Origin of the sequence: Enterobacter sp. BNK-16, from assembly GCF_048684955.1 — a bacterium.
Lineage (GTDB): Bacteria > Pseudomonadota > Gammaproteobacteria > Enterobacterales > Enterobacteriaceae > Enterobacter > Enterobacter bugandensis.
In genome coordinates this window covers 2,057,814-2,081,200 of record NZ_JBLQTQ010000001.1, presented here as the reverse complement: position 1 = coordinate 2,081,200, position 23,387 = coordinate 2,057,814, and the positions used below count along the sequence as shown (strand labels likewise).

19 protein-coding genes are annotated in these 23,387 nt (G+C 54.1%); 11 read left to right on the top strand and 8 right to left on the bottom strand.

Annotation, left to right across the window (positions count from 1 at the left end; genetic code table 11):
- Positions 1–2: 2 nt before the first annotated feature.
- From ACMGGH_RS09945 to ACMGGH_RS09920, 6 genes are all read left to right on the top strand, one after another.
- Entirely contained in the window at positions 3–1,886 is a 1,884-nt protein-coding gene (locus ACMGGH_RS09945; RefSeq protein WP_269835805.1) for a secretin N-terminal domain-containing protein, read from the top strand.
- A complete protein-coding gene (locus ACMGGH_RS09940) occupies positions 1,886–2,362 on the top strand; it encodes a type II secretion system protein (protein WP_232948719.1) in 477 nt (158 codons plus the stop codon). Before ACMGGH_RS09945 ends, ACMGGH_RS09940 begins: the two co-directional genes overlap by 1 nt.
- A complete protein-coding gene (locus ACMGGH_RS09935; RefSeq protein ID WP_080339181.1) occupies positions 2,349–2,711 on the top strand; it encodes a type II secretion system protein in 363 nt (120 codons plus the stop codon). Before ACMGGH_RS09940 ends, ACMGGH_RS09935 begins: the two co-directional genes overlap by 14 nt.
- Positions 2,698–3,186, top strand: coding sequence for a type II secretion system protein (locus ACMGGH_RS09930; RefSeq protein ID WP_155026603.1), 489 nt, complete (start codon positions 2,698–2,700; stop codon positions 3,184–3,186). Before ACMGGH_RS09935 ends, ACMGGH_RS09930 begins: the two co-directional genes overlap by 14 nt.
- Positions 3,187–3,477: 291 nt before the next feature.
- A complete protein-coding gene (locus tag ACMGGH_RS09925) occupies positions 3,478–3,849 on the top strand; it encodes a hypothetical protein (RefSeq protein ID WP_219258381.1) in 372 nt (123 codons plus the stop codon).
- A 69-nt stretch (positions 3,850–3,918) separates the two neighbouring features.
- Complete coding sequence (locus ACMGGH_RS09920) at positions 3,919–4,104, top strand: hypothetical protein (protein WP_232948815.1); 186 nt, start codon at positions 3,919–3,921, stop codon at positions 4,102–4,104.
- Between the two features lie 20 nt (positions 4,105–4,124).
- On the opposite strand, the gene ACMGGH_RS09915 is transcribed toward ACMGGH_RS09920, so the two are convergent.
- Positions 4,125–4,385 (bottom strand): hypothetical protein, encoded by a 261-nt coding sequence (locus ACMGGH_RS09915; RefSeq protein WP_232948717.1) that lies wholly within the window; start codon positions 4,383–4,385, stop codon positions 4,125–4,127.
- Between the two features lie 98 nt (positions 4,386–4,483).
- Positions 4,484–11,206 carry an inverse autotransporter beta domain-containing protein gene (locus ACMGGH_RS09910; protein WP_232948716.1) on the bottom strand — a complete coding sequence of 2,241 codons (6,723 nt, stop codon included), beginning with the start codon at positions 11,204–11,206 and terminating at the stop codon, positions 4,484–4,486.
- A gap of 715 nt (positions 11,207–11,921) precedes the next feature.
- On the opposite strand from ACMGGH_RS09910, the gene ACMGGH_RS09905 reads away from it, so the two are divergent.
- The 3 genes from ACMGGH_RS09905 (at position 11,922) to ACMGGH_RS09895 (ending at position 16,266) form a co-directional block, all read left to right on the top strand.
- On the top strand, positions 11,922–13,667 hold the full coding sequence (locus ACMGGH_RS09905; RefSeq protein WP_226840262.1) for a S8 family serine peptidase: 1,746 nt from the start codon (positions 11,922–11,924) through the stop codon (positions 13,665–13,667).
- 378 nt (positions 13,668–14,045) lie between these two features.
- Entirely contained in the window at positions 14,046–14,483 is a 438-nt protein-coding gene (locus ACMGGH_RS09900) for a hypothetical protein (protein WP_041911163.1), read from the top strand.
- A 16-nt stretch (positions 14,484–14,499) separates the two neighbouring features.
- Positions 14,500–16,266 (top strand): lytic polysaccharide monooxygenase, encoded by a 1,767-nt coding sequence (locus tag ACMGGH_RS09895; RefSeq protein WP_232948715.1) that lies wholly within the window; start codon positions 14,500–14,502, stop codon positions 16,264–16,266.
- A 117-nt stretch (positions 16,267–16,383) separates the two neighbouring features.
- Here ACMGGH_RS09895 and ACMGGH_RS09890 read toward each other — a convergent pair whose 3' ends face one another.
- Entirely contained in the window at positions 16,384–17,133 is a 750-nt protein-coding gene (locus ACMGGH_RS09890) for a prepilin peptidase (protein ID WP_045261192.1), read from the bottom strand.
- A 45-nt stretch (positions 17,134–17,178) separates the two neighbouring features.
- Entirely contained in the window at positions 17,179–17,397 is a 219-nt protein-coding gene (locus tag ACMGGH_RS09885; protein ID WP_120279556.1) for an ANR family transcriptional regulator, read from the bottom strand.
- A 167-nt stretch (positions 17,398–17,564) separates the two neighbouring features.
- Between ACMGGH_RS09885 and ACMGGH_RS09880 the strand changes: the two genes are divergently transcribed.
- A complete protein-coding gene (locus ACMGGH_RS09880) occupies positions 17,565–18,761 on the top strand; it encodes a hypothetical protein (RefSeq protein WP_232948714.1) in 1,197 nt (398 codons plus the stop codon).
- Here the strand turns inward: ACMGGH_RS09880 and ACMGGH_RS09875 are convergent.
- The 4 genes from ACMGGH_RS09875 to ACMGGH_RS09860 all read right to left on the bottom strand — a co-directional run bounded on the left by ACMGGH_RS09875 (position 18,724) and on the right by ACMGGH_RS09860 (position 22,254).
- Positions 18,724–19,251, bottom strand: a complete 528-nt coding sequence (locus ACMGGH_RS09875; RefSeq protein ID WP_041911166.1) for a cytochrome b — start codon at positions 19,249–19,251, stop codon at positions 18,724–18,726. The genes ACMGGH_RS09880 and ACMGGH_RS09875 overlap by 38 nt on opposite strands.
- A gap of 63 nt (positions 19,252–19,314) precedes the next feature.
- A complete protein-coding gene (locus ACMGGH_RS09870) occupies positions 19,315–20,916 on the bottom strand; it encodes a glycosyl hydrolase family 18 protein (protein WP_269835804.1) in 1,602 nt (533 codons plus the stop codon).
- Positions 20,917–21,064: 148 nt separating this feature from the next.
- A complete protein-coding gene (locus ACMGGH_RS09865) occupies positions 21,065–21,544 on the bottom strand; it encodes a hypothetical protein (RefSeq protein ID WP_126296587.1) in 480 nt (159 codons plus the stop codon).
- Positions 21,514–22,254, bottom strand: a complete 741-nt coding sequence (locus ACMGGH_RS09860) for a winged helix-turn-helix domain-containing protein (RefSeq protein WP_048958867.1) — start codon at positions 22,252–22,254, stop codon at positions 21,514–21,516. The genes ACMGGH_RS09865 and ACMGGH_RS09860 overlap by 31 nt, the downstream gene beginning before the upstream one ends.
- 536 nt (positions 22,255–22,790) lie before the next feature.
- On the opposite strand from ACMGGH_RS09860, the gene ACMGGH_RS09855 reads away from it, so the two are divergent.
- On the top strand, positions 22,791–23,387 hold the full coding sequence (locus ACMGGH_RS09855) for a response regulator transcription factor (protein ID WP_028015617.1): 597 nt from the start codon (positions 22,791–22,793) through the stop codon (positions 23,385–23,387).

Here is a 23,387-nt window from a genome sequence, read left to right as displayed (position 1 = left end):
TCATGAAAAAAACTATTGCTCTCACTTTTTTGTTGTCATGCGCGCTACTGAGCGGCTGTGCACAACGTGCGGCGCCTCCGGTCCCGGGATCCGTGACCGCCTCGCCGCAAGTGCTGGTTAAGCGGCTTAAGGAGATAGATCAACAGCGCATCGCCAGCCCACAGGATATTGCGCTTCGCGCCGAGCAGGCTGACATCAGCAAAAAGCTGGTAAATGACTATCTGAAAAACGCCGATCTCGCGGTGCGTCAGAACAATTACACCCTGGCGACGCAAATGTGGCGCGATGCGCTTACCTATGAGCCCGGCAACCTGCGCGCCCTGCAGGGCTTACGCAAACTCGATGCCCGTAGAGCGCTGGACGCATTGTATAAGGAGGCGGTGGCTAACAGCACCCGCGACCCGGCACGCGCGCTGCACAAAATCCAGCAGGTACTGGAAGAAGATCCCAACTGGCCCCAGGCGCGCGCGCTGCGCGATCACCTGATGCGTGAGGTGTCGCGGATCAACCAGCCGGAGCAGCGTCTGAACCGGGAACTGCAAAAAACGATAGCGCTTAATTTTCGCGAGCACAGCCTGATGGCCATCTTTAACACCATCAGCCAGATGACCGGGGTCAATATCATCTTTGACAAAGATATTTCCTCCAGCACTACCGGCAGCCTGATAGCCAAACGCACCACTGCGGAAGATGCTATCAACGTGCTGCTGTTGTCGAATAACCTGCGGAAGAAGGTGCTGAACAGCAATACGTTGCTGATCTACCCCGCCACCGCGCAAAAAGAGAAGATCTATCGCGACGTGGTCGTCAAAACCATCTTCCTGGGTTATGCGAAAGCAAAAGAGGTCAACGTCGCCCTGCGCAATATGGTCAAGCTGAAGGATGTGCACGTTGATGAGCGAACCAATTCCGTCACCCTGCGCGGGCCAAAAGAGAACGTGGAAAAAGCGGAGCGCCTGTTAGTGACGCTCGACCGGCCTGAAGCGGAGGTCACGCTGGCCGTTGAAGTGCTGGAAGTAAACACCAACGATCTCGAAGCGCTTGGCGTGAAGCTGCCGCAAACCATCAGTGCGGGTTTTGCGAAAAGTAAAGAAGGTGATTTAAAGGGAAGCGGGATCCCGCTGGGCGACCTGAGCGCCAAAAATATCATGGTCGATATCGACAATATGACCATTGACATGAAAAAGGTGTTGAGCAACGCCAGAGTGCTGGCCAACCCGCGGATCCGGGTGAAAAACAATAAAAAAGCGCTGGTTGATATTGGTCAAACGATCCCGGTACTGACCACAACCGTCAATGACGGGATTTCGCAACAGAAAGTGGATTATCAGGACGTCGGCCTGAAGCTGGAAGTCACCCCGGAAGTCAGTATGGATGACAATATCTCAATGGAGGTGAAGTTCACGCTCAGTGCCCTGGGCGCCGAAGAACCCGGTGAGAACGGAGCAAAGTATTACCGCACCACGAAACGCGAAGCCAATACCACGCTCAGCAGTATGAACGGCGAGACCCAGATGCTGGCAGGGCTGATCAAGCAGGATGAAACCACGACCCAAAAAGGAACGCCGTTATTAAGTGACATCCCGGGGCTGGGCCGCCTGTTTAGCAGCAATTCCGACAACAAAGAGCGCACGGAGGTGGTGCTGTTAATTACGCCGACCATTGAGCGCAACCTCGATTTACCGGGAAGCCACGTCAGTACCATTGAGATGGGCAGCGACGATTTAACGGGCGACAGCATTCAACTGCGCGACCTGCAGCGCGACGAGCCGGGGAGCGGGTTTACCGCACCGGCGCTAGCGCCGCCGGCCCATTTCCCTGACCGGGCGGCCACGCTGCCGCCACCGATCCTCGATGAGTCAGAGACGGAAAACGGAGCATCGTAATGCAGCGCCAGTGCGGTTTTACCTTGATTGAAATGATCGTCACGCTGGCGCTACTCGCCACGCTTGCCGCTGCCGCTGCGCCGCTGATGCGTAACTACCATCAGCGGCAGCAGGAGACGCAGTTACGTGAGTCGCTGCGCACGCTACGCGATGCCATTGACCGTTATCACCAGGCAAGCGTGGACGGCATCATTGAGAAAAAAACCAGCGAATCGGGATATCCGCCGACACTAAAAAGCCTGGTGGAAGGTGTCCGGGATAAGACATCGCCCACTGGTGCGATGATCTACTTCCTGCGCCATATACCGCGCGATCCGATGTGCGATTGCGAGGGAAAAAATGATGAAGAGACCTGGCGGTTACGCGCATCCACGCAGCCACCCGGCGATTTCAGCGGCGGAGGGAAAGACGTGTTTGATGTCAGTAGTACCAGTACGGCCAGCGGTCTGAATGGAGTGCCCTATGCGCAATGGTGAAAAAGGTTTTACGCTCATCGAGCTGCTGGTGGTGATGGCGATCATCGCGACATTGATGACCCTGGTCGCTCCACGTTTTTTCCAGCACGCGGACAGAGCCAAAGAGGTGGTGCGCGAGCATAACCTGCATGCGCTGCGCAGCGCGATCGATCACTACCGCCGCGATCGCCTGGCGGGGCCGTACAGCCTGGAGGATCTGATCGAGGCCGGTTATCTGCGCCAGATGCCGCTGGATCCCATCACCAACCGCCGCGATATCTGGGAGGCGAAGACCGATGACGAAGGGCAAATTATTGACGTCGAGACGCCACCTAAACCCGGTCAGGATCATCGCGATGCGTTCGATTAAACAACAGGGAGGTTTTACCTATCTGCTGCTGCTAATTGCGCTCTCCACGCTGGCGTTGTCGCTGCTGAAAAGCCGCGATGAGGTGCAGATGCGTTATCAGGCGCAGCAGGAGGCTGAGCTTTTATTTCGCGGCGAACAAATCCGCGCGGCGATACAGGCCTACCGCGGCAACGGTGATGGCTGTTTTCCCGTGCGTTTCGAACAGCTGCTTATTGATAAACGCGGGCGAAAACCGCTTTATCACCTGCGCCAGCACTACGCCGACCCGCTAACCGGGAGTAAAAACTGGGGGATGATCCTCGATCCTCAGGGGCGCTGGATTGGCGTGCGCAGTCTCGGAAAGGGTACGCCACGGAAAAAAGTCGGCTTTCGTCACGATCCAAAACAGTTTGCCAAAGCAAAAACGTATTACGACTGGAAATTTCAGGTAGAGAGCGATCCGCAGGCCCCGCTGCCTTCGGCCTGTGGTCGCTAATGCAACGGCTGTCTTTGTCATGAAAAAATCCTCTTTGAGAAAAATAAAAACAACAAGTTTACGCAACAGTGACCATATCTTAATGCTTCAGACCGTAAAACATACCACCAGATAAAATCATCGTTTATTTATTTTTAACTCATAGATACAGAGAAGATTCTTATTAATCAGAAGACCAGCACCGTCTTATTTTATTCTGAGGAATGAATATACTGCCTTGCCACTATTCAGGCAGGAATAGTAGGCTTAATAGCCATCTCATATATTTTACCATGATGAGCGAGACATAAGATGGAACCATCAATTAAACAGACTCATGAAAAAATTCGGGTTTGCGTGCGAACAAACTCTTTTTTATTCGAAAAAGGGCTTGAAGAAATAGCGCGATTTTATTTTATCGCCAGAGATAAAATACTGTGCATTATCGATGCTGACACGTTTGGCACGAAGACGCATCTGGTGAAGTATCTGGAGTTCATCAGAAGAATTAAACCCGACATGCTTGTTTTGATCACGGGTCATCACACCCGAAGCGAGCAGCACGCATGGTATGTAAAAGCAAATGAATCCCTGGCGGGCTGGTGCGAAACCATTGATGCCATGAACTTTATGCGACCCAATCTCGACAGCGTTATCGATTTTTACAGAAGGCAACATGACTGAAAATCTTTTGCAAACGGAGGACTAGACGTGAAGTTAAGTTTTTGTATCAGGACGAATGTTTTGGCGAAAATGGTCGATGTCACCGAGGCTGAATTAGTGTATGCGCTCATGACGACGGGTGAGCTGTTCGGGGTGAAAATACCGGCACCGTTACCGGGCAGGCATAATGCCAAAACGCGTAGCTTTGATTACAAAGAAGCACTGGATTTTGCTGAAGAAGTGAAAATTGCCCGAGACAGTAAAAGGCAGATCTGAAAACGTAATAAGTCCATCCCTCAATCAAGTGATACCTCAATCCATTCCTTATATTTACAGCAGCACTGCCCGGATAACTTAACGTTTTCCTTCAACATTGATAGCGCAATACAAATGACTTCAGCGTACAAGCAATCATTAATACTCCGGGCATACTCAAGTTTTTTATCCAGATAATAACTAAGCGAAACATGATCAATATTAATCCCCTGCAAGGATAATTGCGTGGCGGCATCGCCAATGAGTATTGATGCTTGCTTTTCAGGATAGAGATTATTCATGAATTTTAGCCCTGCACTTTGTAAAATATTCGACAGGTAGAGTTCAGGGGGCTTATGCCCCCTTGTTTACAAAAACACCTCAGAATGAATTAACGTGTTTACCAATCACAGCTACTTAAGCCCTTATTTTTAAACGTTTTTGATTCCGTCTTTCCTCTGATACCGTCCTTATTAACGGGCGTCACATAAAGCGTGACTTCCCCCCAATAGCCTAAAGTAACGCTTTTTATGTTGGAAACGACGGTGCTTCCCCACTTCCACTGAAATATCGTGTTGCCTTCAGATGCACCGCCATTAGCGTTGTAGGTGTAGGTTGCCGTTATTCTGTTACAGGCTCCGGTACTGCCGCTGTAACCCAGGTTTGTAACGTAAGGCGCAGGCTTAGATCTTATGGTAACAGCACCACTAAAGGCCTGAGTGCCAGATAACGGCTGCCCTGAACCTTTAGGCGTTACGGCCACCCGCACGTCATAGCCCGCATAGCTGTCCGGCAGCGTGAACGTTTTTGCCGTGCCGCCTGCGACATTCCTCCACGTCTGGCCATCCTTCCACTGCCACTGGAAGCTGGAGACGTCCGTACCGGCCCCGTTTGCAGTGAAGGTATATTCCGCCCTCAGGGTCTGCCCCACCTCCGGCGTGCCGGAGATCCTTAGCCCCGTCACAGACGGCATACCATACACCGCTACCGCCGGGCTGTTCTGTACCGCACCGGTCAGCGACGGCTGGCTGCTGCCCTTCGGCGTTACCATTACCCGCACGTTGTAACCCGCATAGCTGTCCGGCAGCGTAAACGTGCTTGCCGTGCCGCCTGCGGCATTCTTCCATGCTGCACCATCCTGCCACTGCCACTGGAAGCTGGAGATGTCCGTACCGGCCCCGTTTGCCGTGAAGGTGTATTCCGCCCTCAGGGTCTGCCCCACCTTCGGCGTGCCGGAGATCCTCAGGCCCGTTACCGACGGCGCGTCATAGGCTGCCATCGTCGGACTATCCTGTACCGCCCCTGTCAGCGACGGCTGGCTGCTGCCTTTCGGCGTTACCACCACCCGCACGCTGTAGCCCGCATAGCTGTCTGGAAGCGTAAACGTTCTTGCCGTGCCGCCTGCAGCATTCTTCCATGTTGCACCATCCTGCCATTGCCACTGGAAGCTGGAGGCGTCCGTCCCGGACCCGTTTGCCGTGAAGGTGTATTCCGCACTCAGGGTCTGACCCACCTTCGGCGTGCCGGAGATATGCAGATTGGTTATTGACGGCGCACCATAGGCATCCACCGCCGGGCTGTGCTGTGTATCGCCCTGCAGCTGAGGCTGGCTGCTGCCCTCCGGAATTACCGTCACTTTAATGCTGTAACCCGCGTCTCCCGCCTGGAGGGTGTATTCCCGACCCGTGGCCCCCTCAATCGGCATCCAGCTGGTTTTCTCATACCTCCCCCAGATAAAGGTGGATTTATCCGTACCGCTTCCATTTGACGTGAAGGTGTATTCTGCCCTCAGGATCTGCCCTACCCTCGGCGTGCCGGAGATGTGCAGATTGGTTACCGACGGCGCCCCATAAGCGTCTACCGACGGGCTGCTCTGTACCGCTCCGGCCAGTGCTGGCTGGCTGCTGCCCGTCGGCGTCACCACCGCCTTAATGCTGTAACCCGCGTCTCCCGCCTGAAGAGTGTATTCCCGGCCGTTGGCGCCCTCGATCGGCATCCAGCTGGTTTTCTCATACCTCGCCCAGATATAGGTTGAAGCATCCGCACCGGTTCCGTTCGCCTTGAAGGTATATTCCGCCCTCAGGGTCTGCCCTACCTTCGGCGTGCCGGAAATCTTCAGGCCCGACACCGACGGCGCGCCATATACTTCGACCGCTGAACTTTCCTGCGCCACTCCGGCCAGAGCCGGGTGACTGCTGCCCTTCGGCGTCACCACCACCCGCACGCTGTAGCCCGCATAGCTGTCCGGCAACGTGAACGTGCGTGCCGTATTGCCAGCGGCGGCCGCATTCTTCCAGGTCTCACCGTCCTTCCACTGCCACTGGTAGGTGGACGCATCCGCACCGCTCCCGTTTGACGAGAAGGTGTATTCCGCCCTCAGGGTCTGCCCCACCCTCGGCGTGCCGGAGATGTGCAGATTGGTTACCGACGGCGCCCCATAAGCGTCTACCGACGGGCTGCTCTGTACCGCTCCGGCCAGTGCTGGCTGGCTGCTGCCCGTCGGCGTCACCACCGCCTTAATGCTGTAACCCGCATCTCCGGCCTGGAGGGTATATTCCCGGCCGGTGGCCCCCTCGATCGGCATCCAGCTGGTTCTCTCATACCTCGCCCAGATATAGGTTGAGGCATCGGCACCGCTTCCGTTCGCCGAGAAGGTATATTCCGCCCTCAATGTCTGCCCCACCTCCGGCGTGCCGGAAATGTGCAGATCTGTCACCGATGGCGCACCGTAAACATCTAATGCCGGGCTGTGCTGCACCGCCCCGACCAGCGACGGCTGACTGCTGCCCTCCGGTATTATCGTTACTTTAATGCTGTAACCCGCGTCTCCCGCCTGGAGGGTGTATTCCCGGCCGTTGGCCCCCTCGATCGGCATCCAGCTGGTTTTCTCATACCTCGCCCAGATATAGGTTGAAGCATCCGCACCGGTTCCGTTCGCCTTGAAGGTGTATTCCGCCCTCAGGGTCTGTCCCACCTCCGGCGTGCCGGATGTACGCACATCCTCCACCGCTGGCGTGCCGTAAGCCGTCACCGCCTGGCTCTCCTGGAGCGTTCCGGTCAGCGACGGGTGACTGCTGCCCTTCGGCGTCACCACCACCCGCACGCTGTAGCCCGCATAGCTGTCCGGCAGCGTGAACGTTCTTGCCGTATTGCCAGCGGCTGCCGCATTCTTCCATGTCTCTCCGTCCTTCCACTGCCACTGGTAGGTGGACGCATCCGCACCGCTCCCGTTTGCCGAGAAGGTGTATTCCGCACTCAGGGTCTGCCCCACCTTCGGCGTGCCGGAGATATGCAGGTCTGTCACCAACGGCGCGCCGTAAATCTCCACGCCGGATTCGCCTTTTTTGCCGTTGACCGTGGCGCTCACCGTGATGGTTCCACCGGTATTTTTCGTGTTGACGGTCATTGTCCCCACGCCTCCGGTTCCGGTGATGGTGCTGGTCTCCCCCCGAGCCACCAGCTCCGGTTTGTCGATATCCCAGACAATCGCCTCGCCCACTACCGCACGGCCAAAGCGGTCCTTCACCGTGGCGGTGTAGGTAATGGTGTTCAGCCCGTTAGCTTCCACGCTGGCCGCACTGGCAGTGACCGTCACGGCTGACGCTTTCCCGGTGACCGGCTCCGTTTTTGATGACGCCTTATAGCCCTCATTTTTGGCCGCGTTGGTAGCGGTTACCGCGACAAACAGCGTTGCCCCTGTGTCCTGCTCTGTCAGGTGATAACTTTCCGACGTGGCGCCGTCGATCGCGCCACCGTCACGGTGCCACTGGTAGCTCAGCTTCACCTCACCGCCGCCGTTCTGTTCCACGTCCACCTTCTCAACGCTTACCGTGTCACCCACCTTCAGCCCGGCGGTTTGGTTCAGCGTGATGCTTTTGATCGTCGGAATCCCCTGCAGCGCCACGCCGGACTCGCCCTTTTTGCCGTTGACCGTGGCGCTCACCGTGATGTTTCCGCCGGTATTTTTCGCGGTGACGATCATCGTTCCCGTGCCTTCTGTACCGGTGACGGCGCTGGCCTCTCCCCGGCTCACCAGCTCGGGCTTGTCGATGTCCCAGACAATCGCCTCGCCCACAACCGCACGGCCGAAGCGATCCTTCGCCGTGGCGGTATAGGTAATGGTGTTGAGACCGTTCGCATCCACGCTGTCCGCGCTGGCGGTTACCGTAACATCTGACGCCTTCCCGACCACCGGCTCCGTTTTCAACGACGCCTTATCGCCTTCATTTTTGGCATCGTTGGTCGCGGTCACCACCACAAAGAGAGTCGCACCCGTATCCTGCTCCGTCAGGTGATAACTGTCTGACGTGGCGGCATCGATCGCGCCACCGTCACGGTGCCACTGGTAGCTCAGCGTCACCTCGCCGCCGCCGTTCTCCTCCACGTCCACCTTTTCCACGCTTACCGTGTCGCCCACCTTCAGCCCGGCGGTTTGGTTCAGCGTGATGCTGCGGATAATCGGGTAACCGTTGAGCGTCAGCTGCGTCGCTTGTTTTTTGCCGCCAATATCGACCTCTATTTGCGCATTGCCCCCCGCTGATGCGGTCGTAAACGTGGCCGTCGCTTTGCCTTCTGCATCGGTTTTTTCGATCGCGTTGCTCAGCGCGCCAAACTGCTGCGTGATTAACGACCACGTTACGGGTGCGTCCGGTACGCTATTGTTGTGCTCATCCAGCGCGATGGCGGTCAGCGTCGAAGTGCTGCTCCCATTGGCATTCAGCGTATCTGGGGTACCTTTAAGCTCAACATGATTCACCTTCCCGACAGTCACATTGACGATCTTCTGCTCATCACCGGCGGAGACTTTCACCTGCGATGGCGCTTTTTCAGGTACTACGATGGTTGCACTGGCAATACCGTGCTCATCGCTGTCTCCGGTAGGCGCTTCCCGGAACTGACTCCCTTCTATCCGCCAGGTGATGGCCTGCTTACGGCTGATAACCGCGTTATCAAACCGGTCATACAGCTGCGCGCTAACGGCTTTATCCTCACTGCCTGCGACCACGTTTTCCGGGACGTCCAGCACCACTTTTGCCACCGGCCCTGGCTCAAGGCTTACGGGCGCTGACGGGCTACTCACGGTATCTACCGTGGCGTTCACCACCCACTTCTCTGCTGCTTTTTGCGGCGCGATAAGTGCGATGGATGCTCTTCCCTCGCTATCCGTTTTGCCGCTCAGGGTTTCACCGTTACTGCTCCACGTGACGTTCTTCTCAACCGTCAGAGGCTTACCATCCTGATCGGTAACTTCAATAGTGAACGTCTTTTCCGTGGCAACTTCTGCGCGCTCGGGAGAGGCCACGAAGCGGATGGCAAGCGGGTGGGCAAAATCGACCACCAGCGCCATCTTCTCCTGCTGAACATTGTTATCACTGGCGGTGCTCTGGGTCTGGATCCCGCCTGGCGGGATCAGCGAGGCCGTAATTTCATCTTCACCATCCGCCATGATGTTTTCTATTTTTACCAGCGCCTGACCGTGCTCATCGGTGCGTACGCTGTTTTGCGACAACGAGCCAAGCGAGTTCCTGCTCTGCCAGTACACCATCTGATCGGTCAGAGGGGAGCCCTGACCGTCTTTCACCTCGGCTAACACCAGCAACGCACCGTGACTCTCTTCGAAGAACTTCACGCTGCCGTCACGGCGGATCTCACCGGGTGAAAGCAGATGATCGATACGCAGGGTGGTTATCGTTGCGCTCCCGGTAATTTTCGCCGTTCCGCTCTCCCCTGGTATCCCTTTTTTGTTGAACGGTGTGACTTCAAAGACCACGCTTCGGGCCATGTCGCGCGTTTGTACTTCATACGTGGCACTGCCTTTCTTGAGCAGTTCGCCTGAATCTGCGTCATACCAACGCATCCGGGTTTGCTCGGGGTCTTCATCCTCCCCTTCATTGCTTTTATAGAGATAACTCCCCTCCAGGATCTGGCCCGGGGACATGTCCCCCTTAATGGCAACGCCCTCGACGGAAGGGGCAAAATCGCCCGGCGTCACGGTCAGGTGATAGCTGGCAGAACTTAATACGTGCTCCGGATCGACAGGTGACGTTTCCGTCGCGGTGATGGTGACATCGCCCCGATGCGTTGGGTTCACCAGACCGCTGCCCGGCTCCACGGTCGCGATCGCCGTGCTGGAGGAGGTGTAGCGAATGACGCCCCCCTGCCCACCTTTCACCGCGTGCAGCAAAGGCACGCCAGCCTGCGTGGTTTTTTCCGTCGGGCTGAAATAGAGACGTCTGTCTTTTTCTTCCTGCTTATAGGCGAGAACAATGTTGTTATTACGAGTAACGAACTCCGTGCGGGACTGCATGAGCGATGGCAAAGCCGCCGCATTTTCACTTGCCAGCATTTCGGAAAGTTTTCGGCCAAACTCCCAGTGGAAATTCAGCCCCACAGAGAAGTTATCCCGCTGCCCGCTAATCATACTCTGCTCCGCGCTGACCCCTACCAGCGGCACAGGTTGCCACTTAAGCCCGAGGTTAAGCCCGTGAGGATTGTGGCTGGCTTCGCTGCGGCTGCCGTTAACGTCCACTTTGTCGCCATACCACTGGAACCAGCCCAATTTAAGCGCGACGTGCTGTGAAAGGGCCGTCTCCAGATTGAGATCCCAGCCGCGGGCGGCACGTTCATACAGTTCATAGCGGTCGGGATCGTCATTAAACATGCTGTCGTCAGAATGACGCCAGCCGCTCAGGGGCAAGTAGTAGTTCGCGGACGCACGAATCCCATCGCTCCACAGCTCGGCGCCTGCCCCCATTCGGTTATGGTGGCGAGTGACATCCTGATCGAAAAAGAGGTTTCCACCCGCCATCAAATGTGGGTTAAAGGTATGTCGCCAGCCCAGGCCAACGTTAAGGATATCGCGTTCATTCCAGCGGTGTGCGCTCATCTGAGTGAACAGAATGTCGTGTTGCCAGATTTTAACCGGCCACAGATAGTCCAGCCCGAAATCGCGGCTATCGCTCCCGCCAATACCGACATCTGCCGTAACGCGGGCTTTCCCGCCGGTATGGTTTAACCACGCTTCCACTTCCTGGGTTAACGCGGCATTCACCTCGCTATTTGCCGCACCGCGCAGGGCATCACCCGCGCCGTTTTGTTGTGCGCTTCCCCACATGCCGGCCATTTTATCCCGCAGGGGCTGATTGCTTTCGCTTTCAACGGTTGCGTGAGTTTCAGTTTGCGCCCGCGCGACGGGGGGAACCGTGAGCAAAAAGATGGAAAATAAATAATGGAAAAGGATTATCCACACGGATAATTTTTGACGTAAAGAACAGTACGAAACACTGGGCATTGTGACGCATCCCTAATTAATTAAACTCCCTGGTTAGCGATATTAAGATCCAGATAATTCCTAAACTCCATACAGTAATCAGGAGATGATCATGAGATTTTCCGTCCCTCATTAAATTCAATGCTTAGGCGTTGATGTTTAACAACTCTTTCAGCCTGCTTCATAAATTTCTCAGCCCAACTTCAGCCGTATATTTTCCGGAGCAGGTAATTCTTAACATGGAACAGACACCTCGCAATTTTATTGCTGACCGTCTTCTTATGCAGGTTTTCCCCTAATGGCAGGATGATCCCATCAATACTCTGGATGTCATTTAATAAGGAAGATCGTTGACATGAATAAAACTGGACTGGCCCTGCTTATTTGTGCACTATTGAGTGCCCCCGCTTTTGCGCAAAATTCCGTCACGCACGAGCAAGCCTGGGAAGGCACTTCGTATCTCTCCGTTATCGTGAAATTAAAACCCGGTACAACGCTTAATAAGTCTTCACCCTTTTCATTACGCGACAGTACCCTCGCCGTGAGTCCGTTATTTACGGCAAATCATTTGCGCAGCAGTGAATTAAGCGAGATGGATGCGCTTAATGAACGCTACGGCTTTAACCGTTATTTACGTATAGCCCTGCCAGCCGATAAGCAACATGACGCGGCATATATCAATGACGTAATTAATGAACTGGCGGCGCGACAAGATATTGAGCTGGCTTACCCGGAATCTATGCCGGTGTCGCTGGAAAAGGGGGTCACTGTTCCCGACCTGCCGCCCTATTCCGGGCTGAGCTATGCCCTGAACAGTACCAGCCAGGCCACCGTCCCGGATTTTCGTGGATTGCAGGATTACACCAAATCGCCAGATGAAAAACGGCCCGGCTACTATATGGGTGGCGTTAATCGCGACAGCGTAAGTCAGTATTCAGGGCACGATGGTAGCGGCATTTCGCTGGTCTCGATGGAAAACAACGCATGGAATACCAGCCATGTGAATTTGCCGCCGATCGATTTCCATGAAGGTGATAAGCGCTATACGCCAGGCGAAGATCACGACACCAGCTCCGTCGGGATTATGGCGGCGAAAGATATCAATGCGGGCATCAAAGGCCTGACGTGGAACGCCCGTATGGGATACGTCAAATGGCAGGCCAATAATCTCTACAATATGATCCCCAGACTCCAGGCAGGAGATGTAGTGCAAATTGGTATGCAGACCGGCGGAGGAGATGTGACAGGTTGCACCTCCTCTTGCTATGTTCCCCAGGAAAACGCTCCAGCCTATTATGACGTGATAAAAGCGCTGACGGATAAGGGCGTGCACGTGATTCAGGCGGCAGGCAATGGCAATATCAACCTCGATCACGCCGGATTTAATGGAAAATTTGACGTTAAAAAGCGGGATTCCGGCGCGATCATTGCGGGCGCGTTTTGTGCAAACAATGGCAAAAAAGCCTCTTTCAGCACCTATGGCTCACGTGTGACCAGCGCCAGCTGGGGCTGCTGGGATGTGGTTACTACGGGTTACGGCGGTTTGCATAGCATAAAAAATGCGGAATACACCTCAAGTTTCTCCGGCACGTCCTCCGCGAACCCGATTATCGCAGGCGTGGTCGCCAGCCTGTCGGCCATTGCAAAAGCGCACAATATCACCGTCACGCCTCAACAGATGCGCTCCATTCTCCAGGAAACCGGTACACCTTTAGCTGCGGGGGATTCAGCGAAAGTAGGTACTCACCCCAATATGGCAAAAGCGGTAGCCAGGATTCTGGAACTCAAAGAGGAAGAGCAGGAGGAGGTAAAGGCAGTGCCGGGAGAAAGCTTTACCGTTACCGGCACGACCGATTCTTCCCGTGCGTACCAGTTAGACGGGAGCGCCAGCAAGAATGCCGTCTCCTGGAAATGGACTATCGACAAAAACAGTACTGGCACATTCTGGCTACAGGAGAAACATGCCGGAGGCTGGGTACGTGAAGTTTCAGGGCCTACCGCCCGGGCACTCATTCCTGCCAATACAGACGGAGAAGCAACCTACTGGTTAACCGTCACGGGCAAAGACGGAAGCGTGAGCGCTGAGAAGATCACCGTAACGGTGAAAAAACCACAGTTACCTGATATTCCTGATGACAGCTCAGAAGCGTATAACCCGCGGATCGCCTACCCGGTGAAATGTACCCGCGTATCGCATAACGGCAAAATCTGGCTGAATCAGTGGTATGTCAACGCAGGACAAGAAGAGCCAGGAAGCGGCGGTGAGTGGGGGGCATGGCGAACGTCGGATGCAGCTAATAATAGCTGCCCTTAAAAACCCTTTTGGTTAACATAATAGTAAAGCCTGGATATAAGCCAGGCTTTACTTTATTAATTCAACACTCAGGAAAAGCGTAAAAACGTCATTTCTTAAACTCCGTACTCGCTCAGATTTTATTAATACGCGTCAAGGACTGAAATTGGCAGTACTATTTCATACTCTGTCGCGCTCCGCCCTCTTTACAGCACGAACGGTCGCTCTTCTCTGCCGAAACTCCCCGACTCTTAATTGCTCAGAGAAGTCTCTTATTCAAGCCGGTTGTCTCCTCCCGTTACTATTTGTCCCTGTTATCACACGGTAATAACGCCTTTTTACCTGCGCCGCAGGTGAGATTAACTTTTCGTTATTGTTCAGTAATAAATAAGGGAACTTATGAAATTAACAGGATCTGCTTTTGTCCTTGCCGCTTTACTGGCAGGGGCGGGCGTCAGCGTTTCAGCTAACGCCGCCACGACCTCGCCATCGGCAAACTGCGAACAGGGTCACCAGAACTGCATGAAAGAACTAGGCACGCTGGAACGCGCCGTCAACGGTGAGAAAGTGAAGGTCGTTGAAGGGCAAACGATTCGTGCGCGCTTCTTTAACGACGGAACCGAACTGCCAAATCTGGAAACGCGCGTCACCATTCTTGCTGGCGAAGAGGCCCACTGGTCCTACGCCCTCGCCCAGGCTATCAATCAGCAGCACCCCGAACTGCGTGCCGGTTTCAGGCACAGCAACGGCGAGATTACACCCGATGAGTCAGAGCCAAATAAGGTGTATGCCAAACAGAACAACCCTCTCAGTCACGTAGAAGTGTCCTTCAATTAATTCAGGGAAGATTATTTTGAAACTACTCAAGATGAATAATATTACGTCGGCGTTAGCCGTGGCATTGATTGGTATGTATTCCACGGGCGCACTGGCGCACGGCTATGTTTTTGAACCAAAATCCCGTTCGGTGATTCATTTCCCGCCGATGAACGATAAAGGTGAGCATAGTAACGTCTGGCCTGCTGACGCCGTGGAAGCGCCGAAGCTCCCGGCTGGCAACGATATGAGCCCAACCCCGATCGCCAACGAACAGCTATTCCAGTTCCCGCCGGATGGAAAACTGGCAAGCGGTGGTTCAACGGCAACTCCCGCCTTCAGCAAGCTTGATGACGAAAAGCAGAATACCTACAACAACCCGATGTCTGCGGGTCCGCACCAGTTTAAATGGCATTTACCGGCTAAGCACCGCACCACCTATTTTACCTACTACATCACTAAGCCGGACTGGCAGTCTGTTCCGGGTGCGGATTCGCGCCTGACCAGAGCGATGTTTGAAGATAAGCCATTCTGCCATAAGGTTTATACCTATGCGCCAGGCAACCCGTCGGCCGATATTTCGCTCCCGACAGGCTTCGAAACCCACACCTGCGACGTACCGGAGCGTGAAGGTAAGCAGAAAATTTATGCCGTCTGGCGCGTGCGCGATACCGATAACGCATTTTATCAGATGATTGACGTCGATTTTGGCGGTGAAGTCATTACCAAACCGGTGGCCAACGTCACGCCATCCAGTCATAACCTGTCAACCAGCACGCTGTCGCTGGACGGTAGCGCCTCAACGGGGAAAGAGCTGAAGTACAGCTGGGCCGTCACCAGCAATGCCGATAAGGTCATTCTGGAAAACAGCACCAGTGCTAAAGCCAGCATTCGCCTGAAGGCTAAACCGGAGAGCGATTTTACCGTCAACGTGAAGCTGACCGTCACCAATGATAAAAACGTGAGTGATTCAAAAACCGTCACCCTGAATGCCAAAGCTGAAGCGGATAGCACGGCACCGGAGGCGAAGGCAGGCAGTGACTTCACCGTATACAGCAACAGTGAATCACGTGGTTATGACCTTAACGGTTCCGCAAGCGTCAATGCTGAAAAATACCAATGGACTATCGTTTCAGGGCAGGACATTGGTGCGTTGCAGGTTGCTAACGGTGGCGAATGGGTTTCAACCGTCCACGCGGCAAAAGCCCGTGCGCTGATTAAACCCGGCAAAATCGGTAAAGTGACCTATCGCCTGACGGTGACGGCCAAAAATGGCAAAACCAGCACCGACGATATCACCGTGACCGTGAAGGAAGCGCAGCAGGCTTCTGATGTACAGATCAATACGGGCAACAACCAGGACACCATCGTTGGCAGTGACGTTATTGCTGCCGCCGTCGTGTCCAAAAACAATGACTCGTTAAAAGGGGCAAAAATTGAATGGTCCGCACTGAATCACGCCGATAAGATTCAGATCTCGTCACCAAATAACTTCAGCACCAACCTCAAGGGTAAACATCCGTATACCGACAATGTGGACGTGACGCTGCAGGTGAAAGTGACGGCGCCTGACACCGGTAAAGTCTCTACGGCAACGAAGGTGATCAAGCTGCGCCCGGCGCAAACCGATGTAAAAGCCTGGGATCACAGCAAGACTTACAAGACACCTTGTGAAAAAGTGAGCTATGAGGGCAACATCTGGCTGAACAGCTGGGAAACCCGAGGCGTTAAGCCTGGTTCCGATGGCGAGTGGGGCGTCTGGAAGAAAGAAGGTGCTGCCAACATGCCTAAAGAGTGCAAATAATACTGTAAGTTAACTCTGGCCGGGTCTTCACTGACCCGCGCCTCACATTATCATTCCCTGCCTACACTTTCGTTATCATTTTTGCGCCGGAAATCGCCCCTTCGTTCCGGCGCTTTTTTATCGGTATAAAATCACCCACCCTATCGCGGCGATAATCGGATACGGTCCGAAGGGAAACGGTTGACCGGGCTTGATCCGCAACAGAATCAGCGCCGCGATCAGTGCCAGCAGGGTCGAGGCAACAAAAACATCCAGCAGCGCCAGCGGGCCAAGCCACGCCCCGATCGCCGCCAGCAGTTTCATATCCCCCATCCCCATCCCTTCATGGCCGCGCAATAAACGGAACAGCAAAGAGAGCGTCCAGGGCACGCCAAATCCCAGCAGAGCGGCGATTAATGCCTGCGTTGGCTCCACCCGGCTATAGCCGCTGACGGCAAACGCCAGCGACATCGCCAGCAGCGGGAGCGTCAGACGGTCGGGCAGGAGCATGGTGCGCAGGTCAATAAACAGCAGCGGCAGCAAAAACGTCACCGCCAGCAGGTCGAACAGGCTCTGCGGCGTGACGCCCTGCTGCCAGATAATCACCCCGTACAGCAGCGCCATAAGCCCTTCAACCAGCGGATAGCGCCACGATATCGCCTGACCACAGCTGGCGCAGCGCCCGCGCAGCAGCAGCCAGCCCATCAGAGGAACATTGTGGCGAAATTTAATGGGGTGTTTACAGCGTGGGCAGTGGGAAGCAGGCCACGATAAAGAGAGTGCTTCACCGTGGAGAATCAAGGGGAGCCGATAAATGATGACATTGCAAAAACTGCCGATAATGGCACCCAGAAAAACGCTAAAAACGAGTATTACACTCTCAACCATGGTTCCACACTCTAAGGGACATGCAATCTCCGATAATAGCAGAGACTACTCGTTATATTTAGGCAGCCTGTTTGCACGTAAAGTACAAAAGTCTCCGCGCAAGTTCGCCCATTCAATATTCAGATGCGTTTTTGCATACTGTGCCGCTTCTTTCCACAATAATGCCGCGATATGCCACTCCTTTCCCTGTTCATGTTCTGCCGCTCGTGAAGAAAGTGAAAACCACAGGGTAGCAGGGTCGCGTTTGTCGCTTTGCCAGTCCATCGTTAAGCCCTTTAGAAAAAATCCCAGCGTATCAATAGCGACGATAAAATAATTGAGCTTAAAATGATAAATACCTGAATAACGCTGAATGCCTCAGTGGGAGAACAACGCTGATTACCAATATTATCCGCTGGCTGGCCTTTTCGGGTCTCTATATCCTGCTGGCATTGCTGAGCTTTCATACGCGGGATAGCTGGAGCCTCTCCACCACGCTCTGGCTCCCGGCGCCGCTGCTTTTCGCCGCGTTATGGCTGACGGCCCCGCGAGAGTGGCCGCTGTGGCTGGCTACCGCGGGCTTGCTGCATGTGTTTGCTGGCGTCTGGATAGGCCGCCCGCTCGCGCTGGCGTGCCTGTTCGCCCTCATCGACGTCGCGATATTTCCACTGTGCGTCGCCGTCTTTCGTCTGAATGCGCAACTGCCTGCGCTGCGTTTTGCGCGCAGGCCGATTATTGGTGAACTGATCTACCCCCTGCAGTTAATCTTCAGCATTTTTTGCGGCAGCCTGCTGCTTAATCTGGCGCTGTTACTCTCAGGGTATCCGATTGCGCCTCTGCATTTTTTTTCCTGGGTGCTGGCGGCATTAACCGGCATTCTCGCCATTCTGCCGCTGCTGCGTGAGAGCAAAATGCCGTCGCACCCGCGGTTTAACGGGCGGGAAGCGTTGCTCCTTGCCGCGAATACCCTGGTGCTGATAACGGGGTACTTTTTCCTGCCACCGCTCTGGCAGGGGCTAAACCTGCTGCTGGTGCAAACGACGGTGGTTTTACTGAGCGTGTTTGCGCTCTCCGGACGCGGCGTTGGCGCTCTGCTGCTTATTCAATACCTGATTGTGGTGCTGGCGACCCAGCAGCGGGAAGGGATTTTTTACACGCTAACGCCCGATCTCATCCCCGCAATCTGGCAGGCGCAGTGGTACCTGGTATTTTCGGCGATTTTTGCCAACTGTTTATATCAGTACCGCCGTTGGATCCAACAGCAACAGGCGCTCGCGGCCAGCACCAGTGCCATCATTATTCGCCTGTCGCAGACGGGTTCTTGCGTCGTGTTTCGCCTCTCGATGCCAGAGGAGGAGATCCTCTGGCAAGGCAGTACGGAAGCGCTGTTCCCTGATGAGGAAAAGACGCTGAGCACCCTGACGCTACTGGACGCACACTGCGATACGCCGTTCCTGCCCGGTTTTCGCGCCTGGTACTCACAGCAACGTGAAAGCAGCTTTGCCCGGGAAGTTGTTCTGCAAACGCTGCACGGAAGGCAGATGCGCGGGATGGTGATGTTTCACAGGATTGGCAATACCGCGCATCTGATGGGGGGAGTGAGCCTCTTTCTCACAGCATCCGCTGCAGAATCTCCCGCTGCCCACTAAAGGTGTACTTCAACACCGCCGCGACATGCCCAAGCAGAATCACACCCAGCAGAATGCAGCTATAGCGATGCACCTGGAAGAAAAACGCATTCACTTCGGCGATGGCAATCGGGCGGGAAACCGGCACCAGACCAAACAGGTTGTAGTCTTTTTGCAGCATCAGAAAACCGCTAACCAGCACCACCATAATGGTCAGATAAAACAGCTCATGAATAAATACCACCAGCTGTTTTTTACGTCCGGCTACCGTTGCCGGATAGGGCACCGAAGGGCGGAAGAAACGCCAGACGAAGCGCACCATCATGACAGGCGTGGCGATGGTACCCAGCGACATATTCAGCACGGAGAAAAAGGTAAACCAGCGGGTTCCTTCCAGCGCGTGCAGAATATAGCCCATGCACATCGCGTAGATAATGACGGCTGCGACCACCCAGTGCAGAAGGCGAGAAAACCGATCGTAACGTTTGGCAATAACCAGAGAAGTTTGCATAGTCGTTGTCCTGTAAAACAAACAGCACGGCTCCCTGCGAAGCCATGCTGTTTAAAAAAGAGGTTATTCAGCTACCCACAAGTTGCGGGCCCGATCCGGCGACCAATGGCTGGCACCTGTATGGCCAATCTGACAGCGGTAAACGTTGCCCTCATAGAGCACTTTATCCCCTACGGCATAGAGTTTGCCCGGCGTGAATGGGGTAACGTCGCCGCCCTGGCCGCCCTCTTCGCCTCCGCCATCGTCATTATCGGGCACGGTAACGTTGACCGGCTGGCTCGGCGTAGCGAAGTTGTTGGCTGCATCATAGGCGATGACCGTATAGCGATAGCTCATGCCAGGCTGGGTTTGGGTGTCGGTAAAGTTGAGTTCATGGGTATCACCGATCTTTTCCAGACCGCGCCAGATGGCATACCCCGCCACGCCCGTATTATCCTTAGCTGGCAGCCAGCTGAGCGAAACATCCTGCCCCTTCAGCGTGGCCTGCACGCCCTGCACCTGTGTTGGCGCCTGAGTATCCGTTTCGTCGCCCCCATCCGGCAGACTGCCGTCAAGGATGCTCTGGTAGCGGTTCAGAAATTCATAGCCGTAATGTTGACCATTTTTAGTGTTGCCATTGTCCCAGTTCACTGACCAGGTCATGAGCCCTTTTACCGCTTCATTTTTCGCTTCCAGTCGCGAAAGTGCGTTAAAGACACTCTGCGCGTCTCGCACATAGCCAGTTCCTGCCGCATCCGCATTGGCCGGGAGACCAATCACCAGCTTGTTCGCCGGGATCTTCACATAACCGCGCGTCCCGTTTGCCAGGCTGTCGGTGAGATAGTAAAGGAAAAGCTCTTTTTGACGGTCGCTATAGCCCTTCCCCCATTCCTGCGGCAGCCACCATTCACCGACTTCGTCCTTCTCCTCCTGCGTCATCATATTCACGCCGTCGCCCGCCTGGTTGTAATACTGTGGAGCGATAAAGTCATACACGCCCTCAAGATTTTGCAGGTAGGCTTTGTAGTTCACCCCGCGATCGGCCTGGAGATAGGGGAACTCTGGCGCCATGCTGATGATGAAGTGTTTGCCCTGCTGCTGATAATGGTCGCGCACCATTTTCAGCGCCGCCGGGATCACCGTACTGTTGTCAGCCGCGGTAATGGCCGTCTGCTCCAGATCGATATCAAGACCATCAAAACCATAGCGATCGGTCAGGCGAATAATCTCCGCTGCAAGCGCTTCAGTCTGGTCTTTGTTCAGTGCAATGTGCGCGTCAGCGCCGCCCAGTGAAATCAACACCGCGCGCCCCTGCTCGTTCAGCTCTGCAACCTGAGCGCGGAACTCCTCATCGCTCGCGTTGTAGGGTTTGAAGGTGGGAATATTCCCGCTCTGCCCGTCCATGACTTTCATGAAGGAGACGTTGACGACGTTGTAGCCTCTCGGCACTTCACGCAGCGACATATCAGAAGGTAAGCCTCCCTGATAGCCGCGCGCTTTGTCTATCTCTTCCGGGTTAATTCCCCAGTTGTGCCAATAACCTACGAGAATTTTTTTCTGACTGATATCCGGCATCTGTGAGGCGGCGTCGGTTGCGGCCGCATGGCTAAACGTGCTGACCAGCATTCCGCTTAACGCCAGGCCCGCGGCGATAGCGCTCAGAGATATTTTATTTTTCTTTAACATGGGAGATATCCTGCTCCAGGTTTAATAATGAAATCCTGTCCCGCAAGATAGGATATTCATCTTCCTGAAAACAGGAGAACAGCTCACTACAGCAGCAGATTTAAAACTCACCAGCCTGGATATGTCTTATAATAAAATTATCGTGAGATTATTTATACTCACACATTGCTACCCAGTTATCATTAATTTTCATCAGCCAGCTATCTTTATTAATCGGCTTGAATAACAGGTTAATATACTGACCATCTTCACTTATCAGAAAGGTCTTCTCCGGCAGCTGATCGCCAACGGCAATTTTTAATTCTGCCACCCGGCCATTGATGACGTTTCCCTTCTGTGTCACCGATTTTAACTGCAGGGTTCGGTTGAATACCCGGTTACCGGCCTCATCGGTTTTTACACCAAATAGCGTTAGCCTGTGGAGTTTAGGCCACCAGGTGATCACACCATTAAACTGGTAATGCTGCAGGCTTTCATCAATAAATTTGCCATTACGTATGACGCTGCTGCAGGGCTCGGCGGGCACTTTTCTACTTTCCAGGTAGTTGCTGGTCAGGTAAGCCAGCGCGCCACCCAGCGAAACGCTGATGCAAACCATCAATATGACGAATAGTATTCGTAACCGCATTTTCCCTCCTGAGATAGTTCGCCTTCACATTGCGCAACGAACACTTTTGGACCGTTCGACGCGATGTACACGTTATTGATGCCCGCCGGCAGGGCATGCCGCTTTCTCGCCAGCGCCTGCCGATCGACACTGCGCAGCGAAGAGAGATGAAACATGACGCCATCTACGTAGAGATTTTCCTGAAACGCCTGCGGCGTGTCGGCCGTGCAGACCACCACCAGCGTTGGAAGGATAATCAACAAGCTGCACAGCGCCGCCAGCAGAGTCCCGTATTGACGTGAGGGAGTTTTCATTGACTCCGCCGTGATAGCAGGCAACGACGGGCAATCGACGGGAGTGGGACAAGACGCGTTATCAGGCTCTTCTGGCGGCGGGCAAGCGACCTCACTGTCCTGCGTTTCGCAGGGTGCAAGTACTACACCATAACGGGGAATGGTTTTAATGATCGAGCCCGGCAGGCCGGCATTTTGCAGCTTGCGGCGGAGCATTTTTATAAGCTGGTGATAGCTGGATTCGCTAACAATCATGCCCTGGTTAAGCCAGATCTCTTCAAATATGGTCTCTTTTTTACATTTGCCGCTGAGGATCAACTCCAGCAAACGACGCTCGTTGGGCGTCAGATGTATATCACCATGATCCACGGTTGCCAGAGATGATTTTTCCGGTACGAACGTTACTGACGCTGAAAGAGAGATTTCTTCGTTATTCACGGGTAGGTCCTGGATAATAAAATTACAGCGTTTACATTGTTATGATGAAAAAGCGCAGGGATTAACAGTTACATGTCTGTTATCTAATTCAGGCACAAATTAACAACATATCCCTATAAATGATAGTACCTTCGCCATTTGCGCTATTTTCCGTCCTGATTTTTCCACAACCAATTCATGATTTCAGAAAGTTTATTCTGAGTAACGCCTGAGTAATACCTGATATTCAACCTGAACAATAAGGAATTCCTTTCCGTACCTGAGAAATATCGCCCTCCATGCCGCTATTTCGCGATAAATAACAAACCATTCAGCTGCTCCGGAAAAAATCTCTATCATAGAATGTGAAAACGTCGTTACTTTACCTTTCGGTTTTCCATCAGGATCGGCTGATGCCCCCCAGCAACTATACAGCCCACCACTTTTTAGCTACTCTTTTTCACCTCACTCTGCTCTACACTGTAAGAGTGATGCTAAAGCGCCACTCGCTAAGATGTGCGGTGAACACCTGTCTTTTCCTTGCCGGATCGGATGTCATGCTAAAAACAGTTCTGATTGCCGACGACCACCCTGTCTATTTATTAGGCTTGCGCACATTGCTGCAGACGCGCCCGGACCTTTATCGGGTCGTTCACGAAGCGCTCAGTGCTGATGAACTCATGAATAAACTGGCGAGCGAGCCTGTCGATATCATCATCACCGACCTGAGTATGCCCGGCACGCGCAGCCCGGACGGATTAACCATGATCCGCTCGCTGATTCGCCATTATCCGCAGAGCATGATTGTGGTGGTCACCATGATCACCAATCCTGAGCTTCTGGACTCGCTGCGGCGCAGCGGGGTGCATGCCGTTCTCAACAAAGCCAGTTTGTCCAACAATCTGCTGCAGACGCTGCGCAGCACCCTGCGGGGGCAAATCGAACCGGTGAAGCCTCAGGCACAGTTGACCGAACGGGAAACAGAAGTGCTGCGCCTGCTGGTGCGCGGTTTCACCGTGAACGAGATCAGCGCCCAGCTTAACCGGACGAAGCAGACCATCAGTACGCAAAAAAAGAGTGCCATGAGCAAACTCAACGCCAGGAATGATTTCGAGCTGCTCCAGTGCGCGCAAAGTCTGGGGCTGGTTAGCTGA

Excerpts from the sequence above, each read along its gene's own strand:
- ACMGGH_RS09945 (WP_269835805.1), top strand. The coding sequence starts at position 3 with ATGAAAAAAACTATTGCTCTCACTTTTTTGTTGTCATGCGCGCTACTG.
- ACMGGH_RS09940 (WP_232948719.1), top strand. The coding sequence starts at position 1,886 with ATGCAGCGCCAGTGCGGTTTTACCTTGATTGAAATGATCGTCACGCTG.
- ACMGGH_RS09935 (WP_080339181.1), top strand. The coding sequence starts at position 2,349 with ATGCGCAATGGTGAAAAAGGTTTTACGCTCATCGAGCTGCTGGTGGTG.
- ACMGGH_RS09930 (WP_155026603.1), top strand. The coding sequence starts at position 2,698 with ATGCGTTCGATTAAACAACAGGGAGGTTTTACCTATCTGCTGCTGCTA.
- ACMGGH_RS09925 (WP_219258381.1), top strand. The coding sequence starts at position 3,478 with ATGGAACCATCAATTAAACAGACTCATGAAAAAATTCGGGTTTGCGTG.
- ACMGGH_RS09920 (WP_232948815.1), top strand. The coding sequence starts at position 3,919 with ATGGTCGATGTCACCGAGGCTGAATTAGTGTATGCGCTCATGACGACG.
- ACMGGH_RS09915 (WP_232948717.1), bottom strand. The coding sequence starts at position 4,385 with ATGAATAATCTCTATCCTGAAAAGCAAGCATCAATACTCATTGGCGAT.
- ACMGGH_RS09910 (WP_232948716.1), bottom strand. The coding sequence starts at position 11,206 with ATGGCCGGCATGTGGGGAAGCGCACAACAAAACGGCGCGGGTGATGCC.
- ACMGGH_RS09900 (WP_041911163.1), top strand. The coding sequence starts at position 14,046 with ATGAAATTAACAGGATCTGCTTTTGTCCTTGCCGCTTTACTGGCAGGG.
- ACMGGH_RS09890 (WP_045261192.1), bottom strand. The coding sequence starts at position 17,133 with ATGGTTGAGAGTGTAATACTCGTTTTTAGCGTTTTTCTGGGTGCCATT.
- ACMGGH_RS09885 (WP_120279556.1), bottom strand. The coding sequence starts at position 17,397 with ATGGACTGGCAAAGCGACAAACGCGACCCTGCTACCCTGTGGTTTTCA.
- ACMGGH_RS09875 (WP_041911166.1), bottom strand. The coding sequence starts at position 19,251 with ATGCAAACTTCTCTGGTTATTGCCAAACGTTACGATCGGTTTTCTCGC.
- ACMGGH_RS09870 (WP_269835804.1), bottom strand. The coding sequence starts at position 20,916 with ATGTTAAAGAAAAATAAAATATCTCTGAGCGCTATCGCCGCGGGCCTG.
- ACMGGH_RS09865 (WP_126296587.1), bottom strand. The coding sequence starts at position 21,544 with ATGCGGTTACGAATACTATTCGTCATATTGATGGTTTGCATCAGCGTT.
- ACMGGH_RS09855 (WP_028015617.1), top strand. The coding sequence starts at position 22,791 with ATGCTAAAAACAGTTCTGATTGCCGACGACCACCCTGTCTATTTATTA.